Annotated in this window: 21 protein-coding genes and 1 riboswitch; of the genes, 9 read left to right on the top strand and 12 right to left on the bottom strand. The window is 62.7% G+C overall.

Features of this window, described 5'->3' with window-relative positions; genetic code table 11:
• Positions 1-11: 11 nt before the first annotated feature.
• A complete protein-coding gene (locus ABEH27_RS18295) occupies positions 12-1,898 on the bottom strand; it encodes a DUF1302 domain-containing protein (RefSeq protein WP_346614922.1) in 1,887 nt (628 codons plus the stop codon).
• Between the two features lie 331 nt (positions 1,899-2,229).
• On the bottom strand, positions 2,230-3,912 hold the full coding sequence (locus tag ABEH27_RS18290) for a fatty acid--CoA ligase (RefSeq protein ID WP_346614921.1): 1,683 nt from the start codon (positions 3,910-3,912) through the stop codon (positions 2,230-2,232).
• Between the two features lie 161 nt (positions 3,913-4,073).
• Between ABEH27_RS18290 and ABEH27_RS18285 the strand changes: the two genes are divergently transcribed.
• From ABEH27_RS18285 to ABEH27_RS18275, 3 genes are all read left to right on the top strand, one after another.
• A complete protein-coding gene (locus ABEH27_RS18285) occupies positions 4,074-5,039 on the top strand; it encodes a 2-hydroxyacid dehydrogenase (RefSeq protein WP_346614920.1) in 966 nt (321 codons plus the stop codon).
• 53 nt (positions 5,040-5,092) lie between these two features.
• Positions 5,093-6,091 (top strand): class I SAM-dependent methyltransferase, encoded by a 999-nt coding sequence (locus ABEH27_RS18280; protein ID WP_346614919.1) that lies wholly within the window; start codon positions 5,093-5,095, stop codon positions 6,089-6,091.
• A gap of 39 nt (positions 6,092-6,130) precedes the next feature.
• Positions 6,131-6,263: riboswitch (yybP-ykoY riboswitch) on the top strand.
• A gap of 91 nt (positions 6,264-6,354) precedes the next feature.
• Entirely contained in the window at positions 6,355-6,936 is a 582-nt protein-coding gene (locus tag ABEH27_RS18275) for a TMEM165/GDT1 family protein (protein ID WP_346614966.1), read from the top strand.
• 98 nt (positions 6,937-7,034) lie between these two features.
• Here ABEH27_RS18275 and ABEH27_RS18270 read toward each other — a convergent pair whose 3' ends face one another.
• The 4 genes from ABEH27_RS18270 to ABEH27_RS18255 all read right to left on the bottom strand — a co-directional run bounded on the left by ABEH27_RS18270 (position 7,035) and on the right by ABEH27_RS18255 (position 9,063).
• On the bottom strand, positions 7,035-7,850 hold the full coding sequence (locus ABEH27_RS18270) for a M48 family metallopeptidase (RefSeq protein ID WP_346614918.1): 816 nt from the start codon (positions 7,848-7,850) through the stop codon (positions 7,035-7,037).
• Between the two features lie 134 nt (positions 7,851-7,984).
• Entirely contained in the window at positions 7,985-8,605 is a 621-nt protein-coding gene (locus ABEH27_RS18265) for an SOS response-associated peptidase (RefSeq protein WP_346614917.1), read from the bottom strand.
• A 15-nt stretch (positions 8,606-8,620) separates the two neighbouring features.
• Complete coding sequence (locus ABEH27_RS18260) at positions 8,621-8,881, bottom strand: DUF2007 domain-containing protein (protein ID WP_346614916.1); 261 nt, start codon at positions 8,879-8,881, stop codon at positions 8,621-8,623.
• Positions 8,881-9,063, bottom strand: coding sequence for a CPXCG motif-containing cysteine-rich protein (locus tag ABEH27_RS18255; RefSeq protein ID WP_346614915.1), 183 nt, complete (start codon positions 9,061-9,063; stop codon positions 8,881-8,883). Before ABEH27_RS18255 ends, ABEH27_RS18260 begins: the two co-directional genes overlap by 1 nt.
• A gap of 121 nt (positions 9,064-9,184) precedes the next feature.
• On the opposite strand from ABEH27_RS18255, the gene ABEH27_RS18250 reads away from it, so the two are divergent.
• The gene (locus ABEH27_RS18250; protein ID WP_346614914.1) at positions 9,185-10,354 is read left to right on the top strand and encodes a 1-acyl-sn-glycerol-3-phosphate acyltransferase; all 1,170 of its coding nucleotides are present in this window, start codon (positions 9,185-9,187) and stop codon (positions 10,352-10,354) included.
• A 128-nt stretch (positions 10,355-10,482) separates the two neighbouring features.
• Here the strand turns inward: ABEH27_RS18250 and ABEH27_RS18245 are convergent, their stop codons facing one another.
• Positions 10,483-10,743, bottom strand: coding sequence for a hypothetical protein (locus ABEH27_RS18245; protein WP_346614913.1), 261 nt, complete (start codon positions 10,741-10,743; stop codon positions 10,483-10,485).
• Between the two features lie 160 nt (positions 10,744-10,903).
• Here ABEH27_RS18245 and ABEH27_RS18240 point away from each other — a divergent pair, with 160 nt between their 5' ends.
• On the top strand, positions 10,904-11,110 hold the full coding sequence (locus tag ABEH27_RS18240) for a hypothetical protein (RefSeq protein WP_346614912.1): 207 nt from the start codon (positions 10,904-10,906) through the stop codon (positions 11,108-11,110).
• A gap of 70 nt (positions 11,111-11,180) precedes the next feature.
• Here the strand turns inward: ABEH27_RS18240 and ABEH27_RS18235 are convergent, their stop codons facing one another.
• Entirely contained in the window at positions 11,181-11,765 is a 585-nt protein-coding gene (locus ABEH27_RS18235; protein WP_346614911.1) for a YajG family lipoprotein, read from the bottom strand.
• A gap of 204 nt (positions 11,766-11,969) precedes the next feature.
• On the opposite strand from ABEH27_RS18235, the gene ABEH27_RS18230 reads away from it, so the two are divergent.
• Together ABEH27_RS18230 and mqo are read left to right on the top strand one after the other, a co-directional pair.
• Positions 11,970-12,203 carry a hypothetical protein gene (locus ABEH27_RS18230; protein WP_346614910.1) on the top strand — a complete coding sequence of 78 codons (234 nt, stop codon included), beginning with the start codon at positions 11,970-11,972 and terminating at the stop codon, positions 12,201-12,203.
• 602 nt (positions 12,204-12,805) lie between these two features.
• Positions 12,806-14,311 carry a malate dehydrogenase (quinone) gene (mqo, locus tag ABEH27_RS18225; RefSeq protein WP_346614909.1) on the top strand — a complete coding sequence of 502 codons (1,506 nt, stop codon included), beginning with the start codon at positions 12,806-12,808 and terminating at the stop codon, positions 14,309-14,311.
• 67 nt (positions 14,312-14,378) lie between these two features.
• Here the strand turns inward: mqo and ABEH27_RS18220 are convergent, their stop codons facing one another.
• The 4 genes from ABEH27_RS18220 to ABEH27_RS18205 all read right to left on the bottom strand — a co-directional run bounded on the left by ABEH27_RS18220 (position 14,379) and on the right by ABEH27_RS18205 (position 16,295).
• A complete protein-coding gene (locus tag ABEH27_RS18220) occupies positions 14,379-14,669 on the bottom strand; it encodes a PA4642 family protein (protein WP_346614908.1) in 291 nt (96 codons plus the stop codon).
• Between the two features lie 68 nt (positions 14,670-14,737).
• The gene (locus tag ABEH27_RS18215; RefSeq protein ID WP_346614907.1) at positions 14,738-15,208 is read right to left on the bottom strand and encodes a hypothetical protein; all 471 of its coding nucleotides are present in this window, start codon (positions 15,206-15,208) and stop codon (positions 14,738-14,740) included.
• A 53-nt stretch (positions 15,209-15,261) separates the two neighbouring features.
• Positions 15,262-15,735: a WbuC family cupin fold metalloprotein gene (locus ABEH27_RS18210; protein ID WP_346614906.1), complete on the bottom strand. Its 474-nt coding sequence runs from the start codon at positions 15,733-15,735 to the stop codon at positions 15,262-15,264.
• Positions 15,736-15,737: 2 nt separating this feature from the next.
• Positions 15,738-16,295: a hypoxanthine-guanine phosphoribosyltransferase gene (locus ABEH27_RS18205; protein WP_217886500.1), complete on the bottom strand. Its 558-nt coding sequence runs from the start codon at positions 16,293-16,295 to the stop codon at positions 15,738-15,740.
• A gap of 159 nt (positions 16,296-16,454) precedes the next feature.
• On the opposite strand from ABEH27_RS18205, the gene upp reads away from it, so the two are divergent.
• Together upp and ABEH27_RS18195 are read left to right on the top strand one after the other, a co-directional pair.
• Positions 16,455-17,093, top strand: coding sequence for a uracil phosphoribosyltransferase (gene upp, locus ABEH27_RS18200; protein ID WP_346614905.1), 639 nt, complete (start codon positions 16,455-16,457; stop codon positions 17,091-17,093).
• Positions 17,094-17,095: 2 nt separating this feature from the next.
• Positions 17,096-18,370: a uracil-xanthine permease family protein gene (locus tag ABEH27_RS18195; RefSeq protein WP_346614904.1), complete on the top strand. Its 1,275-nt coding sequence runs from the start codon at positions 17,096-17,098 to the stop codon at positions 18,368-18,370.
• Positions 18,371-18,374 lie beyond the last annotated feature (4 nt).

The following is an 18,374-nucleotide window of genomic DNA, read 5'->3' as shown; positions in this document are numbered from 1 at the left end:
GATCTGATTGCTTAGAAGTTCACGCCGAAGCTGAGGGCGACGAAGTCGCGATCATCCACGGTGCTGTACTTGCCGTCGAAGAAGTTGGTGTACGACAGGCTCGCGGTGTAGGTGTTCTGGTACTCGGCGTCCAGGCCAAGGCTGACTGCCTTGCGGCCTTCCTCGAAGTTGCCGCCAGGGCCTGGCGAGTAGCCGGACACGTCATGCGACCAGGCCACGTTGGGCTTGAGGTTGACCCCGGCGAACACGTCGTTGTAGTCCCAGATGACCCGGGCGCGGTAACCCCAGGAAGTGCTGGTGGTGTAACCGTCGTTTTCGCACTTGCGGTTCAGGTTGGTGGTCGAAGCCCCGGCACCTGCGCCAGCGATGGTGCTGGTATTGAGCGCCTGGCAGGTATCGGCGCCGCCGGTGGCTGGCAGCGGGCCTGGGCCGAATACCGGGTCACGGCCGTAACGGGTTTCGTGCGCGTTCTCCAGGCCACCCACGTGGGTGACACCCACTTCACCCACTACGGTCATGCGGCTGGCACCCATCACCTGGTCGAAGAAGTGCGTCAGGGTGGTCTGGAACTGGGTAACTTCCTTGCGGCGGTAGCCGTGCAGGTCTTCCCCTGGGGTACCGGTGAGCAGCGAGGCGTTGCTCAGTGCGCCGCCAATCGGGCGTACGCCAGCGAACAGGATGTCGGTGGTGTTCAACTGCACCGGGGCATTGGGCCGGTAGCTGATTTCACCGCTCCACGCGGTGCCGGTGGGCAGCGTGGTGGAGAAGCTCAGGCCATACAGGCGAATGTCCTCGGGGTACTCGACGAAATACTTCGAGTTGCCCGCCACGATCAATGGCGCCAATGCACGCAACTGCGCTGGCAGCTGGCTCAGGCCGGCAAACACCGACGGCGAGGCGCCTGTGGCGCTGAAGATCGGCGCACGGCTGTGGTAGTTCATGAAGTAGGCGCCGAACTCGGTGTCGAGCGGTTCGAACATGTAGCGCATGGCCACCCCGAACTGGCCGCTGTCACGGGCGTCGCGGTCGGCGCCACGGGCCACCATCACACCTTCTTCGTTGATGTTCACGCCACGGGTCGCGAGGAACTGCTGGGCCGCTGCCGGCACTGTGCGGCTGCTGTTGAGCACGCGCAGGTTGTCGGTGCAGCCGTCGGCGATGATGTCGGGTTGCGAGAAGAAGGTGCCGCAGTTGTCGACGACAGTCTGGTCCCACTCGACCTGGTAGAAGGCTTCGGCCGACAGGTTGTCGGTCAGGCTCTGCGAGATGTAGAACATGTTGACCGGGATCAGGCCTTCCTTGATCTCGGCGCCAGGGCGGCGGAAGGCGGCGACGTCGATCGGGTTGATCGAGTTGATGCCACCACCGATGAAGGTGCTTTCGCCCCAGCTCACCACCTGCTTGCCGAAGCGCACCGAACCGGGCTGATCGCCGATCGAGTAGTTGTGGTACACGAACGCATCGAGCAACTGGGCGCCGGAAGACTTGGCGCCTTCCTTGCGGCCGGAGTCGCTGATGTCCTTGAACTCGCGGCTCTCATCCTTCAGTTCGAAGTCGTACCAGTACTTGCCTCGCACGAAGACGCCGGTGTCGCCGTACTTCAGTTCGAGGTCATGGATGCCCTTGAAGATTTTCGAGAAGGTTTCACCCTTCTTGAAGTTGAGGTGGCCATCGTCAGAGGTTTGCGACAGGCCCTTGCCGCCATTGTTGACCCCGATCAGGTTCTTGTTCGGGTTGGCGGTCGACCAGCTGGCGCCGACAGAGAGCGACGAGTCGAACTGACCTTCGATTTCCCCGATGTTGAAACTGACTGCGAAAGCAGGGCTTGCGAGCGTGGAAGCAAGGCTGACGGCCAAGGGCAGCTTGGCCCGACGCCAGAACGGGTTTGCAGATGTCATCGACGCTACTCCATGTACTTTTTTGTTATGGCAGTGAGTCCTTTCAAGAACGGCCCGAGCGACCGGTATGCAGGCTTTCGCCTGCAGCGACACGTGTTGCGCGTGTCGCCCTCCCCCATTCCTGAAAATCCCCTGGCCCCGACTATAGCCAGCAGACTTGGGTGCTTGATCCCTCTAAAGTGTGATTTGCACACTAGCCGCCAATTCGCCCCCGCGTGGTTGCGGGTTGCGCGCTGGCAAGGCAGAAGCATGGCGCATTTTTTTCGTTTGGCAAGGCGCGGGCCGCTCTGGCCTGCGGGTCATGTTCCGAGGTACATGACCCGCAGCGCGGTTACAGCGTGGAAAGGAACGCGCTGTTGCTGGCTTGCCACTGCACGATGTCCTGGCGGATACGCTTTTTGTCGAGTTTTCCTACGCTGGTCTTGGGAATTTCTGTAACAACGGCAATCTGGCTGGGAATCGCCCACTTGTTGATGTGGCCTTCCTCGACAAACGGCTTGAGGTGTTCCTTCAACGCCTTGGCATCGACAGCCTCCCCCTCGCGCACCACCAGCAGGGCAAACGGGCGCTCGCCCCACTGCGGGTCGGCAACGCCCACCACCGCCACTTCGCGCACGGCAGGGTGACGGCTGATCAGGTCCTCGAGGTCGAGCGACGAGATCCACTCGCCGCCGGTCTTGATCACATCCTTGATGCGGTCGCGGATATCGATGTAGCCCATGCCATCGAGGGTGGCGACGTCACCGGTGTGCAACCAGCCGCCTTGCCACAGTTCCTCGCTTTTTTCCGCTTCCTTGAAATAGCCCATGGTCAGCCAGGGCGCGCGCAGCACCAGCTCGCCCTGTGTCTCGCCGTCGGCCGGGAGGAAATTACCGTCGCCGTCGACGATCGCCGCTTCCACCAGTGGTACCGGCACCCCGGCCTTGATGCGGTAGGTAACGCGCTCGTCTTCGCTGCCGGCCTGCAACTCATCGTTAAGGTGTGCGGCGGAGATCAGCGGGCAGGTTTCGGACATGCCGTACGCCGCCGTCAGCTGAATGCCCCGCGCCAGCGCAGCCTGGTAAAGCGAGCGGTTCAGCGCGCTGCCGCCGATGATGATCTTCCAGCCGCCGAAGTCCTGGCCCTGTGAGCTTGGGCAGTTGAGCAGCATCTGCAGGATGGTCGGCACGCAGTGCGAGAAGGTGACCTTCTCTTCGCGCCACAGCTTGACCAGCATCTCTGGCTCGTAGCGCCCCGGGTACACCTGCTTCATGCCGAGCATGGTGGCCGCGTACGGGATGCCCCAGGCATGCACATGGAACATGGGCGTGATGGGCATGTACACGTCGTTGCTGCCGAGCAGGCGCACGCTGTCGATGCTGCCCGTCACCGAAGCCTCGGCCAGGGTGTGCAACACCAGTTGGCGATGGGTGAAGTAGACGCCCTTGGGGTTGCCGGTGGTGCCGGTGGTGTAGAAGGTCGTGGCGACCGAATTCTCGTCGAAGTCGGGGAAATCGTAGTGCGGGCTGGCCGCTGCCAGCAGTTGCTCGTACTCGCCGACCAGGTTCGGCAGCTCGGCGGTCTTGTCCGGGCCATCGGTCAGCAGCAAGGTCTTGTCGACCGTGGTCAGCTGCCCGGCAATGCCCTGGTACAGGCCGACGAAGTCACTGTTGACCAGCACGACGCGGTCATCGGCGTGGTTCATGGTGTAGAGGATCTGTTCCGGCGACAGGCGCACGTTGATGGTGTGCACCACCGCGCCGATCATCGGGATGGCGAACATGCATTCCAGGTAGCGGTGGCTGTCCCAATCCATCACTGCCACGGTGTCACCGGCCTTGACCCCGGCCTCGGTCAGCACGTTGGCCAGGCGGGCGATGCGCTCGTTGAGCTGTGGATAGGTCAGCCGCAACTGGTCGCGATAGACGATCTCGCGGGTCTTTTCATACCGGCTGCCGGACATGAGCAGGCGTTTGATCAACAGCGGGTATTCATAGGCGCCCTCGGCGGGCTTGATGATGCGGGTCTGCAACATGGGTATCCCTTATCTGGAAAGCGGGCCGAACAAGTCTGGGATCTACTGTAGTTCGCCTATGTGACGGTCAAATCAGCCGAAGGAATGATTTGGCTGCGCAAGGTATGAGTGGCATTGTTCGGGTGACGGACCATCCCTGCCCTGCCAACGGAGCCCTACTGATGCCCAGCCCGCGTCGCGCCGTGTTTCTCGATCACCAATCCCTGGACCTTGGTGACCTGGACCTTTCCCCGCTGCAAAGCCAGTTCGATGAGTTCGAACTGTTCGACGCCACCCGCCCGGACCAGGTGGCCCAGCGCCTGCAGGGCGCCGTGGCGGTGGTCAGCAACAAGGTCATGCTCGACGCCGAGGCCCTGGCGGCCAACCCGCAGCTCAAGCTGATCCTGGTGGCCGCCACCGGCACCAACAACGTCGACCTGGCAGCGGCCCGCGCCCAGGGCATCACAGTGTGCAACTGCCAGGGCTACGGCACGCCCTCGGTGGCCCAGCACACCATCGCCCTGCTGCTGGCGTTGGCCACGCGCCTGTGCGACTACAACCAGGCGGTGGCCGACGGCCAATGGGCCAAGGCCAGCCAGTTCTGCCTGCTGGACTTTCCCATCGTCGAACTGGAGGGCAAGACCCTCGGCCTGCTCGGCCATGGCGAACTGGGCGGCGCGGTGGCCCGGCTTGCCGAAGCCTTCGGCATGCGCGTGCTGAGCGGGCAGATCCCGGGGCGCCCGGCACGCGACGATCGCCTGCCGCTGGAAGACCTGCTGCCGCAGGTCGACGCCCTGACCTTGCACTGCCCGCTCAACGAGCATACCCGGCACATGATCGGCGCCCGTGAACTGGCGCTGCTCAAGCCGGGGGCACTGGTAGTCAACACCGCCCGTGGTGGCCTGATCGACGAACAAGCCTTGGCCGACACCTTGCGCAATGGCCACCTGGGCGGCGCTGCCACCGACGTGCTCAGCGTCGAACCGCCGGTCCACGGCAACCCGCTGCTGGCCGGGGATATCCCGCGCCTGATCGTCACCCCGCACAGCGCCTGGGGCGCCGTGGAGTCGCGCCAGCGCATCGTCGGTCAACTCAGCGAGAACGCGCAGGCCTTCTTCGCCGGCCAGCCACGCCGCGTGGTCAGCTGAGCACACAAGCCGGCTCTGCTACACTGCGCCACTTTTTTCAGGAGGCGCCGTCCATGGACCCGCGCAGTGAAGTATTGCTCCGCCAGGCGGACCTGTTCCAGGGTCCGCTGCTGCTCGCCGGCGCGCCGGCTGACGACCTGCTCGGCCAGTTGCCCAACGCCCATGGCTGGACCTGGCATGCCGGCGACCAGGCCATGCTCGATGGCCGTTTTGCCGGGCGTAGCCATTACGGCGTCGAAGTGCCGCCGGTAGCCTTCGAATCGGCGGTGTTGTTCCTGCCCAAGTCGCGCGAACTGGCGGCCTACCTGCTCAACGCGCTGGCCTCGCGCCTGGCCGGCCGCGCACTGTACCTGGTGGGCGAAAAACGCGGCGGCATCGAGGGTGCAGCGAAGCAGCTGCAAGCCTTCGGCAAGCCACGCAAGCTGGACAGCGCCCGGCACTGCCAGCTGTGGCAGGTCACCGTGGACAACGCGCCCGAAGCCAAGGCGCTGGAAAGCCTGGCCGAGCGCTTCGAGCTTGAACTGGACGACGGCCCGCTGCAGGTGGTCAGCCTGCCCGGCGTATTCAGCCATGGCCGCCTCGACAGGGGCACGGCGCTGCTGCTCAAGCACCTGGACAACTTGCCGGTGGGCCATGTGCTGGACTTCGGCTGCGGGGCCGGGGTGCTTGGCGCCACGGTCAAGCGCCGTTATCCACAGAGCCAGGTCACCCTGCTGGACGTGGACGCCTTCGCCGTGGCCGCCAGCCGTCTCACCCTGGCAGCCAACAACCTTGTAGGAGAAGTCATCAGTGGTGACGGGATTGATGCCGCGCCCGGCGACCTGAGCCTTATCCTGAGCAACCCGCCGTTCCACACCGGGGTGCACACGAACTATCAGGCATCGGAAAACCTGCTGAAAAAATCAGGGCAACATCTGCGAAAAGGCGGCGAAATGCGCTTGGTCGCCAACAGTTTCCTGCGCTATCAACCGCTGATAGAAGGCGCGTTGGGCAACTGCAAGACCTGCGCCGAAGCCGACGGTTTTCGGATATACAGGGCAACACGCGGTTAAAAACAGGGCTTGCCGAAACCGTTTCGGCTAGGCAGAATCCGCTCCGTCCTAGGGGAGTAGTCTCCCGCAAGCGCCCTGCTTGCCCGGCACGCGTCAACATACTTGGCCCACAGGCCATGGCGCGTGCGACCCAGCTCTGATGAGCAAGATCCGCACAGACGGATCCAGGGTTTGACAAGACCTATGACACGCACACCTTACCCGGGGCGGGAAGGCTGTACGTGTCATAGCCGTGTCGACCCGCCCCCGTAGGAAACCTGATGCTGGAATCTTTGCTGGTCCCCACTGCGATCGTCGCCCTGGCCGAAATCGGCGACAAGACGCAATTGCTCGCACTCATCCTTGCCGCGCGCTTCCGCAAACCCTGGCCGATCATCGCCGGTATCATTGCCGCCACCTTGGCCAACCATGCCGCCGCAGGTGCCGTGGGTGCCTGGGTCAGCGGGTTCTTCAGCGAAACCACGCTGCACTGGATCCTTGCCGCGAGCTTTACCGCCACGGCCCTGTGGACACTCGTGCCGGACAAAATGGATGACGACGAGAACCCTGCCCGCCGCTTCGGCCCGTTCCTTACCACGCTGATCGCGTTCTTCCTGGCCGAGATCGGTGACAAGACCCAGGTGGCCACGGTGATGCTGGCTGCCCAGTACCCGCACCTGATCATGGTCATCATCGGCACCACATTGGGCATGCTGATTGCCAACGTGCCAGTGGTGCTGGCGGGTAACTTTGCTGCAGAGAAGCTGCCGCTGACGCTGATTCGCCGGCTGGCGGCGACCGCGTTCGTCGTGCTGGCGATCGTCGCCGTCTACTCGGCGATGAAGACCAGTGGTTGGGTGGGGTAACGTTCGAAGCTGGGGCTGCTGTGCAGCGCTATCGCGTCACAAGGCCGCGCCTACAGAACAGCGCGGACCTTGCAGGGGCGGCCCCTCGGCAGCTCGAATTACTTCTTGGCCGCTTCGTACAACGGCATCACTTTCGGAATCGCCGCCTGCAACGAAGCGATCCGGCTATCAGACGCCGGGTGAGTGCTCATGAACTCGGGCGGGGCGCCCTCCGAAGCCTTGCTCATCTTGTTCCACAAGGTGATCGCGGCATTCGGGTCGTACCCGGCCCGTGCCGACAGCTCCAGGCCGATCAGGTCGGCTTCGTTCTCGTTGGCACGGCTGTTGGGCAGGGTCATGGCGTAGTTCACCACCTGGTCTGCCAGGGCGATGCTGTTCTGGCCCAGGCCAAACAACGCACCCGCGCCCTGCCGGGCCATTTCCACGCCATAGGCCTTGGACATGGCTTCACGGCTGTGCTCACGCAAGGCGTGGGCGATTTCGTGCCCGACCACCGCGGCGATCTCGGCATCGGTGAGCTTGAGCTGATCGATCAGGCCGGTGTAGACGATGATCTTGCCGCCCGGGCCGCAGTTGGCGTTGAGCTCATCGCTCTTGATCACGTTGACTTCCCACTGCCACTGCGCGGCATCAGGGCGGAACTTCGGCGCCTGGGCGATCAGCCGGTTGGCGATGGCCTGCACCCGTTTGGCATCGGCGCTGGACTTGTCCAGCACGCCTTTGGTCGAGGCTTCGCCAAGGGTCTGCTGGTACGACTGGGCGTACATCTGGTTGACCTCATCGGTCGAGAGCATGCTGAACATGTACTGCTTGCGCTCGACGCCTACAGCACCGCCGCTGGTGGTATTCACCGCCTGGCAGCCAGCCAGCAGGATGCCAGCACTCAACAGGCTGACGACAAAAGACTTACGCATGAAAACACTCCCTTTTTACATGCGGCGTATCCTAGGCCGAGTCGTCCACGGCTGCCATAGCCGCAGGTAAGATTTCTTCGCCTACGCGAGCCCTATCGCGGGCTTGCCCACGAAGAGGCCGGTGAAGGCCACGATCAGGCCGGCGTCAGGCACTCCGGCGCATCCAGCTTCGGATCGTTGACGAAATTCGCCAACGCCCGCTCCCGCAGCGTTGCCGGCGGGCTGGCCAGCAGTTCATGCAAACGCGGCAGCGGTGTTTCAGGGTCCAGCCAGGCGGCCTGCCCCTCCTTGTCCAGAATCAACGGCCGCCGCTGGTTCATGGCCGCCTGGGTCACCACCGCGCAGCTCAACCACACCTGGTCCTGCACCGGGTAAGCCTCCCAGATCGCCGCAAAATACAGCGACGAGCCCTCACCGGGCGTCAGCCAGTACGGCCGCTTGCGCACCGTGCCGCGCCACTCGTAAAAGCCGTTGGCCGGCATCAGGCAACGCCGCAGGCGCAGCGCTTCGCGAAACATGGGTTGCTCGGCCAGGGTTTCGGCACGGGCATGGGCTGGGGTGCGAGACAGGTCGGTAAGCCAGGCGGGGGTCAGCCCCCAGCGCGCCTTGGCCAGTTGCAACTGGCCGTCGACCTGGCGCTCGATCAGCACCGAAGCGGCGGGCGAGATATTCCATTGCGCCGGCTGGCCGGCAGGAAAACCTGGCAGGCTTGCCAGCTCCTGGGGCCAGCGAAACAGGGCGTAGCGTCCACACATGGGCGAATTCAGAACCTAGCAGATCAAGGTACCGGGATAACTCTCCGGTTCGTCGCCGGCAAGCGGCTGGGCACCATTGTACGCATCGATCAGTTGCCGTGCGTAACCGGCCTGCTCATCGGGCACCGCCAGGCCGAGCAAGCCTTGCACCGGTAGCTCGCCGACGGCGCCGATCAGGTCGCGGCCGACCAGGTGCACCTCGACCCCCTCGCTGGCCAACATGCCCACCAGCATTTCGGCCTCCAGCAGGTTTTCCGGTTCGTAGATTCGTCGCATCAGTCGTTCTCACCGTAGACATCGAGCATCCATTCGTCGCCGTGAACCTGCAGCACGAAGCGAATCGGCTTGCAGCACACCTGGCAATCCTCGATGTACTCCTGATCGCCACCGGAAAGATCCACCGTGGTCTCGACTTCCTCGCCACAATAAGGGCAATCGTAGAACGCAGTTTCCAGCATCGCGGCCTCCGGGGTGACTTGTGCGTATAATTGCCGGTCTGTTTACAGGGCCTGCGTGTGTCCGAGCCGTTTTTCGGACCCCGTCCCTACCTATTACCCTAGCCGTTTCCAACAAGAGAGCATGATGGGCGAATTCGATGCCATCCGACCGTACGACGATGCTGAGGTCCCTGCCGTTCTGGCACGCCTGCTCAGCGACCCGGCATTCCTCGATATCCTCACCCACTTCCGCTTCCCGCGCGCCGCTGGCGCTTTCGGCTGGCTGCTCAAGCCGCTGATCGCCCGCCGCCTGCGCCAGGAGTTTGCTGGGGTCACCTGCGTTTCCACCTTGCAGGACAAGGTCGAATACTACGTCGACCAGACCATCGAGCGCGCCACGGACGGCGTCACCTACACCGGCGTCGAACAGCTCAAGTCCGGTACTGCCTATCTGTTCCTGGCCAACCACCGTGACATCGTCATGGACCCGGCCTTCGTCAATTACGCGGTGTACCACGCCGGCCTGCCGACACCGCGCATCGCGATCGGCGACAACCTGCTGCAAAAGCCGTTCGTCAGCGACATGATGCGCCTGAACAAGAGCTTTATCGTCCACCGTTCGCTGAGCGGCCGTCGCGAAAAGCTCGCGGCCTATCAGCTGCTCTCGGCCTACATCAATCACTCCATCCGCAACGACAGCGCCTCGATCTGGATCGCCCAGGCCGAAGGCCGCGCCAAGGATGGTGACGACCGCACCGACTCGGCCATCCTCAAGATGTTCCACATGAGCCGCAAGGACGAGCCGTTCGGCGCAGTGATCCAGAGCCTGAACCTGACACCGGTGTCGATCAGCTACGAGTACGACCCCTGCGACCAGGCCAAGGCGCGCGAGCTGTATATCCGCGCCACCACCGGCACTTACCAGAAGGCGCCGGGCGAGGACGACAACAGCATTGCCAAGGGCATCACCGGCTACAAGGGCCGTGTGCACATCAACTTCGCGCCGCCGGTGACCGAGTTCTACGAGGATACCAAGCAGCTGGCGCAGGAAATCGACCGGCAGATCCTCGGTGGCTACCGGCTGTTCCCGGTGCACTACCTGGCCTATGCGATGTGGGGCGAGAAGGACGAGGCACTGCAGGTGCCGAGCGCCGAACAGGTGTTCCCGGCCGAAGAGCTGGCCAAGGCCAAGGAAGAGTGGCAGCGCCGCCTGGACGCGTGCCCACAAGAGCAGCGGCCGTATCTGGTCTTGCAGTACGCAACGCCAGTGCGCAACCAGTATCAGGTCAAGCTGCAGGCGCCGGTTGCCTGACCGTGGGGCTGCTGTGCAGCCCTTTCGCCGGCAAGCCGGCTCCCACAATGCCCGCGCTATCCTTGAGCGCGCCGCTGTACCTGTGGGGCCGGCTTGCCGGCCAATGGCCGCAAAGCGGCCCGGAAGCATCAGACCCAGGTACTGAACCAGGACAGCAGCAAGGCCATGGCCAGGCAGGAAAAACCGAGGATGTAGTAGTAGCGCGGCACGCGCTGGTCGAATGCATCCACCACCCCTTCATCCATCGCCAGGCTCTCCCGACTGATGGCCTCGCGGCGCCGTGCATTCTGTAGCAGCAGCCCGCCAGGGCAGGTCATCAGCAGCGCCAGCAGGTTGATCAGCTTGGTCGGGTGGGCGGCCAGAAACCCCCAGAACACTTGCAAGGACATTACACAACCTCGGTTTGAACGACGGCGAAGGCCGGCATTCTACCGAAGCGCAACCTTGGCGCCCGGGTTTGGCGACAAAGTGTCACTTAATTTCATCTGTCACATGCTCGTCATCAGAACAGGCCACCCTGTCGGCCTTTTCCCGATCCGGAGCGCGTTCATGCTGCACGCCGAAAACCAGGACCGCCTCTATTTCGTTGCCCAGAGCGATGAGCAGCAGGCGCTGATCGATGGTTTTGCCATCAACGTCCAGGACCGTCAGTGGCTGGTTTACTGCGCGCTGGGGGGGCATGTGCATGAGCACCTGCCAGAGGTGGACATGCTGACTGGCGTCAGCCTGCTGGATTTTCATATCGAAGCAGCGTAAGACCGCACAGGCCATAAAAAACCCGCTACCTGGTAACAGGCAGCGGGTTTCTTCTGACCCGGCGAGAGGCTTATTCGCCCAGCACTTGCCCGATGGTCGGGTCCTTGAACAGGCGGGTCAACGCATCGCTGAGTACGTCACCCACCAGTTTGGTGTTGGTTTCCTGGTTCGGCGCCATGCCGAAGCGTTGGTCCAGGGAGGCGCCGTAACGGCCGCTGTAACGGCGGTTGGCGTTCGACACATCGGCACGGAAGGTGGCGCCGATGGTGGCTTCGGTCACGTACATGTTGTCTTTCGGCGACTGGTACTTGAGCTCTGCCAGGGTCACGGTCAACTGTGGCGCATTGTAGGCATTGGGCGTAGGCGTGAAGCCCAGCAGGCGCACGGCGGCCTCGGCCTGAGCCTGCAGCTTGGGCACGACGTCATTGCCATTGACGCTGATGGTGCTGGTCTCGGGGTACATGCCACCGCGCGTACCGAGGGACTGCGAAGCCCGACCGTCGACGACCTTCACCACCACCGGCTGGCCATGGCCGACCGCAGCGAGCTGGGCGTTGAGCTTGGGTTGCGGGCTGAGTTGTTGCGGGCTGTGGGCACAACCGACCAGGCTGAGGCTGGCCACGGCCAGCACACCGAACAACAGACGTTGCAACATGCGCGTTTCTCCAGAAAATGCGGCAAAGGCCCACAGTATACCTAGCGGCGAGCTACTAGCGGCAAGCTACAAGTAAAAGCGGATCGCGCTGGGCCGGCTTTTATCTTGCCGCTTGCAGCTTGCAGCTTGGCCGCTGTTGTCATAATCGTTTCATGGCCGCACCGTTAAGCTTGGCACAAGCCCAAACGCACAGGACTGACGATCATGGCCTCGCTCTGGACCCTGCTCTTCCAACGCCCGCGCCACACCACCTATGCCCGCCTCGACAGCGACGGCAACTGCCTGGCCTTCAAGCAATGCCGCCAGCCGCCAAGCGGCAGCAACTGGGTCCAGGTCGAGGAAATACAGCTCACCTGGCTGGGCCGCCCACTGCCCGCCAACGCCCGGGTTTGCGCTGACGCAAGCCGCCATTGGCAGCGACGCACCCTGCCAGCCTGACAAACGCTGCAATAAAAAGCACGAATAACGACCTTTCTGCCCGCGACATCGTTATAATCTCCCCCCGATTATAAGGACGTCTCCTGATCGGGCCCCGCACTCGCCGTTTGACCCCGGCACCTTCACCGCTTCGCCCACAGAGAGCCTTCCACTCAGGTCTTGCATCGGCTGTCGTGCCTGCTTTTCCGGCCCTTCGCACTGCATGAACCTGTGGGTTGCCATCGCGCAGTCCCCTTTTGAGGTTCACGTCTCCAAAAGAGCGTGAAAAAACGGTTTTTCACAACTTCACGAGAGTGTGGCGAGCAAATGAACAGTCTGGCATGTGCAAAAGCAGCTGATGTGTCCCTTACAGCCCTGAACAGGCGGCTGAAGCGCTCATTTCACATGGGCATCTGAGGTCGCTCCATAGCGCACGCACGACACCTTGACCATAAGTCGAATTGCCGCACCTGTGGCAAACGGCGTTCAATAGCTGAACCCGAAGACTGATTGGCGGTGTCCGCGGAAGTTGCAAGAACTGCGAAGAGTCGGACATGGCGATCCCGGCACCCTGGGGTCCTGTGCTGTCAATTAGGTAGCTGTAGATTGTGGAGACGCGTTAAATGGCGCAGAACGAATCGGTTGATGTAGTACTGGTAGGCGCGGGCATCATGAGTGCCACCCTGGCCGTACTGCTCAAGGAGCTCGACCCGACCCTGAAGCTTGAGGTCGTCGAGGCGATGGACTCCGGGGCCGCGGAAAGCTCCAACCCCTGGAACAACGCAGGCACCGGCCACGCTGGCCTGTGCGAGCTGAACTACACGCCGCAGGCCGCCGATGGCAGCATCGACATCAAGAAGGCCGTGCACATCAACACCCAGTTCGAGGTCTCGCGCCAGTTCTGGGCTTACCTGAGCAAGAAAGGCAATTTCGGCTCGGCCCGTGCCTTCATCAACCCTGTCCCGCACCTGAGCTATGTCGAAGGTGACAAGGGTGTGGCTTTCCTCAAGAAGCGTTTCGAGCTGCTCAAGCAGCACCATGCCTTCGCCGAGATGGAATACACCGAAGACAAGGCCGTGATGAATGACTGGATGCCGCTGATGATGCCCGGCCGCCCGGCCGACCAGCACATCGCCGCCACCCGCGTGACGAAAGGCACCGACGTCAATTTCGGGGCCTTGACCAACAAGCTGCTCAAGCTGCTGGGTGATTCGCCGGACGCACAGGTCAAGTACAGCAAGAAGGTCGTTGGCCTGCGCCGTAACGGCACTGGCTGGACCGTCAGCATCAAGGATGTCAACAGCGGCGGCAGCCGTGAAGTCGATGCCCGCTTCGTGTTCCTCGGCGCCGGTGGCGCGGCCCTGCCGCTGCTGCAAGCTTCCGGCATCCCGGAGAGCAAAGGCTTCGGCGGTTTCCCGGTCAGCGGCCAGTGGCTGCGTTGCGACAACCCGGAAATCGTCAAACAGCACCAGGCCAAGGTCTACAGCCAGGCCGCGGTCGGTGCACCGCCGATGTCGGTACCGCACCTGGATACCCGTGTGGTGGACGGCAAGACTTCGCTGCTGTTCGGCCCGTACGCCGGTTTCACCACCAAGTTCCTCAAGCACGGTTCGTTGATGGACTTGCCGCTGTCGGTGCGCATGGGCAACATCGGCCCGATGCTGGCCGTGGCCCGCGACAACATGGACCTGACCAAGTACCTGGTCAGCGAAGTGATGCAGTCGATGGAACAGCGCCTCGAATCGCTGCGCCGCTTCTACCCGCAGGCCAAGGCCGAAGACTGGCGCCTGGAAGTTGCAGGCCAGCGCGTGCAGATCATCAAGAAAGACCCGAAAAAAGGCGGCATCCTGCAGTTCGGTACCGAGCTGGTTTCGGCCCAGGACGGCAGCCTGGCGGCGCTGCTCGGCGCCTCCCCAGGTGCGTCGGTGACTGTCTCGATCATGCTCGAGCTGATCGAACGCTGCTTCCCCGAGCAGGCCAAAGGTGCCTGGGCTGCCAAGCTCAAGGAAATCTTCCCGGCTCGCGAGAAGACCCTGGCCACCGATGCGGCCCTGTACCACAAGATCAGCGCCGACAACGATGCAGCGCTGGACCTGGTGGAAGACAGCCCGGCCAAGCATTACGCCTGAACCGGCTGAAACGGAAAAACGCCCCTCGGGGCGTTTTTTTGTGCCTGCAGATTCTACCTGCAGAGCATCAGCCGCGAGCGTTGTCGATGATCTCGATGTACTCGGGCGCCGTGCGCTGGTCGGCGATCTGCTCGACGAAGGTCTTGCCATGCTCGTCCTTGCCATCGAGGTCGTAGCCCGCCTCGACGAAGAAGCCGACAAAACGCTCGAAGTCGTCCACACGCAGGCCACGGTAAGCCTTGACCAGCTTGTGCAGCGACGGCGAGGTCACGCCATCGGCCGGCTCGAACTGGAGGAACGACTTGATGTAGTCGTCGCTGATTTCGTCACCAATCACCTGCTTCTTGTCTTTACGCATTGCCGGCTCCAACTGGACCATCACGGGATTTCGAAGGCCGGCAGTGTACCCCCCACAGGCAACGGGCCTCAACGCGTACGTACGGTCCCGGTGTGCAAGTCGGCCCAGACATGGCCGTTGGCGTAGGTCAGAAACTGCACATAGACGGTCTCGTTGCGCAGCAGGTCCATGACCACACGGTAGTCGCTGCCCGGGTAGTTCAAGCTCAGCGTACGGGACTTCTCGTCATACACCGGTTTTTTCAGGCTCTTGTTGGCTTCGCCATCGAAGTTCAGCAGCACCTGGGCGATGGTCGCACCTTTGCTCAGCGGCTTGCCTTTGAGGCGAATCTGCAGGGAGGCCGTGATCGGTATCGGTTGCTGGTCAGACTGGCGCTGGGCGCCCACCACCACCGAATAGTCGGTTACCTGCAGCAGCTGCTGGCCGGTCGGCGCTTCCTGGCGCAGAGACTGGTCATCGGGCGGGAGAAACTGGCTGTGCAGCGGTGCCGCAGCGAGGGGCAGGCTGACCGCCAGCAGCAGGGGAAGAATCGCACGCATGTGAGGCTCCTTGGCATGAGGGAGCACTCTAGCATGCGCAGTGACGGCGGCTATCAATCGAACTGCGCGAGCATCCAGGCGTGATACTCGGCCATGCCCTCTGCACCTTCACGCGGCGCCCAAGGGGCATGCTCGCCCTCGACCAACTGCCGGTAGGGCCCGGCCTTGCACTCGAACAGAATACTGTCTGCTTCCAGCACCACCAGGGAATGGAAGATGCCCGGGGGCAGGTCCACGCCCAGGCAATCCCCACCGGCCTCGAGCACGCGCTTGTCGGTCACGACGCCCTGCTCATCGAACATCAACAGGCCCAGGCGGCCCTTGAGCGCCAGCAAGGTCTCGGCCTTGTCATCGCTCAGGTGCCTGTGCGGGGCAATGTAGGTGGAGGGCTGCAAGCCGACTGCCAGGCGGTGGCAAGGGTCTTCCATGGCGTGGAAATTGTGGTGATGACGACCACGCGCGGAGCCTGCGGCTTTTTGTGCCAGCCCAGCGAACAGCGATTGGTCGATGAATGCAGGCTGGCTCATGATCACAGTCCTTTTACGGCGAAGATGCCGTTCGCGTTGCGCCAGTAACCTTTATAGTCCATGCCGTAACCGAAGATATAGCGATCCACGCAAGGCAGGCCGACATAGCTGGCCTTCAGATCAGGGCTGGCCTTGCGGTCGTGGTCCTTGTCGATCAGCACGGCGGTGTGCACCGAGCGCGCACCGGCATGCTTGCAGAACTCGATGATGGCGCTGAGGGTGTGGCCCTCGTCGAGGATGTCGTCGACGATCAGCACGTCTCGGTCGATGAACGACACTTCCGGCTTGGCCTTCCAGAACAGCTCACCACCGCTGGTCTGGTTGCGGTAGCGCGTTGCGTGCAGATACGAGGCTTCCAGCGGGAACTGCAGGTGGGTCAGCAGTTTGCCAGCGAAGATCAGGCCGCCGTTCATCACACAGAACACCACCGGGTTCTTGTCGTGCAGGTCTTTGCAGATCTGCTCGCCGACCTTGGCAATGGCCGCTTCCACTTCGGCTTCGTTGTACAGGCAGTCTGCCTCGCGCATGACTTGACGGATGTGCTCGAGATCAGCGGACATGGCGCTCTCCGGGGGGATTTTGGAAAAGCGGGCAAAGGTACGCATCCGCTCGTCACAGATCAAGCATTTATGGACTAACGTGCAAAAGGACTACACGACAGCAAAGGCTGAATAGATTAATCTAGCGCGGTTTTTTTGCCCGCCTTTCGGAGCCCCCCTATGCCCACTCGTGAGATCCGCCACCCGCTGATCCGCCACAAGCTCGGCCTGATGCGCCGTGCTGACATCAGCACCAAGAATTTTCGCGAACTCGCCCAGGAAGTCGGCGCGCTACTGACCTACGAAGCTACCCAGGACCTGCCACTCGAAACCTACGAGATCGATGGCTGGTGTGGCAAGGTACAAGTTGAAAAAATCGCCGGCAAGAAGATCACCGTGGTACCTATCCTGCGCGCTGGCATCGGCATGCTCGATGGCGTGCTCAGCCTGATCCCGGGCGCCAAGGTCAGTGCCGTGGGCGTCGCCCGCAACGAGGAAACCCTCGAAGCACACACCTACCTGGAAAAGCTCGCGCCGGACATCAACCAGCGCCTGGCGCTGATCATCGACCCGATGCTGGCCACCGGCGCCTCGATGGTCGCGACCATCGACCTGCTGAAAAAAGCCGGCTGCAAGGAAATCCGCGCGATGGTACTGGTTGCAGCACCCGAAGGTATCGACGCGGTGGAACAAGCCCACCCGGACGTACAGATCTACACCGCCTCGATCGACCAACGCCTCAACGAACACGGCTACATCGTTCCAGGCCTTGGTGATGCCGGCGACAAGATCTTCGGCACCAAGCAGAAGGACGCCTGACCATGCAGGACGGCTTCAACGACCCGCTCTGGCGCCAGGTCGTTTCGGGCGCGCAGATGCTCTTCGTGGCATTTGGCGCGCTGGTGCTGATGCCGCTGATCACCGGCCTCGATCCGAACGTCGCGTTGTTCACCGCCGGCATCGGCACCTTGCTGTTCCAGCTGGTCACCGGCCGTCAGGTCCCGGTATTCCTGGCGTCCAGCTTCGCTTTCATTACCCCGATCATTCTCGCCAAGGGCCAGTTCGGGCTGGCCGAGACCATGGGCGGCGTGATGGCCGCAGGCTTCGTGTACACCTTCATGGGCCTTATGGTGAAAATCAAGGGCACCGGTTTCATCGACCGCATGCTGCCACCTGTGGTGATTGGCCCGGTGATCATTTCCATCGGCCTGGCCATGGCACCGATCGCTGCCAACATGGCCATGGGCAAAGGCGGTGACGGCGCCGCGCTGATGCCTTACAAGACCGCCATGCTGATTTCGATGCCGGCGTTGTTGACCACGCTGATCGTCGCGGTCTTCGGCAAGGGCATCTTCCGCCTGGTGCCGATCATCTCGGGTGTGCTGGTAGGCTTTGCCCTGTCGTTCGCCTTTGGCGTGGTCGATACCGCCAAGATCGCCGCCGCACCGTGGCTGGAGATCCCCAACTTCACAGCGCCAGCATTCAACTGGCAGGCCATCCTGTTTATCGTCCCGGTTGCCTTGGCACCGGCGATCGAGCACATCGGCGGCGTGATTGCGGTAGGCAGCGTGACCGGCCGCGACTACCTGAAAAAGCCTGGCCTGCACCGCACCCTGCTGGGTGACGGCCTGGCCACCACTGCGGCTGGCCTGTTCGGCGGCCCGCCCAACACCACCTACGCCGAAGTGACCGGCGCAGTGATGCTGACCAAGAACTACAACCCGAAAATCATGACCTGGGCGGCGGTCTTTGCCATCACCCTGGCCTTCATCGGCAAGTTCGGCGCGCTGCTGCAGAGCATCCCGGTACCGGTGATGGGCGGCATCCTCTGCCTGCTGTTCGGCTCGATCGCGGCGGTGGGCATGAACACCATGATTCGCCACAAGATCGACCTGAGCGAAGCACGCAACCTGGTGATCGTGTCGGTAACCCTGGTGTTCGGTATTGGCGGCGTGCTGATCGGCAGCGGTGACGGCCCGGACGACTGGGGCCTGAAGGGTATTGCCCTGTGCGCCATCGTGGCCATTGCCCTGAACCTGATTCTGCCGGGCAATGATGGCTGGAAGCACAAGAAGCTGGATGATCAGCTGCCTTGAGGCG

The sequence above is a fragment of the Pseudomonas sp. P39-UII1 genome (genome assembly GCF_039672635.1).
In the GTDB taxonomy this organism is placed as follows: Bacteria; Pseudomonadota; Gammaproteobacteria; order Pseudomonadales; family Pseudomonadaceae; genus Aquipseudomonas.
This window is presented reverse-complemented; position numbering and strand designations above follow the sequence as displayed.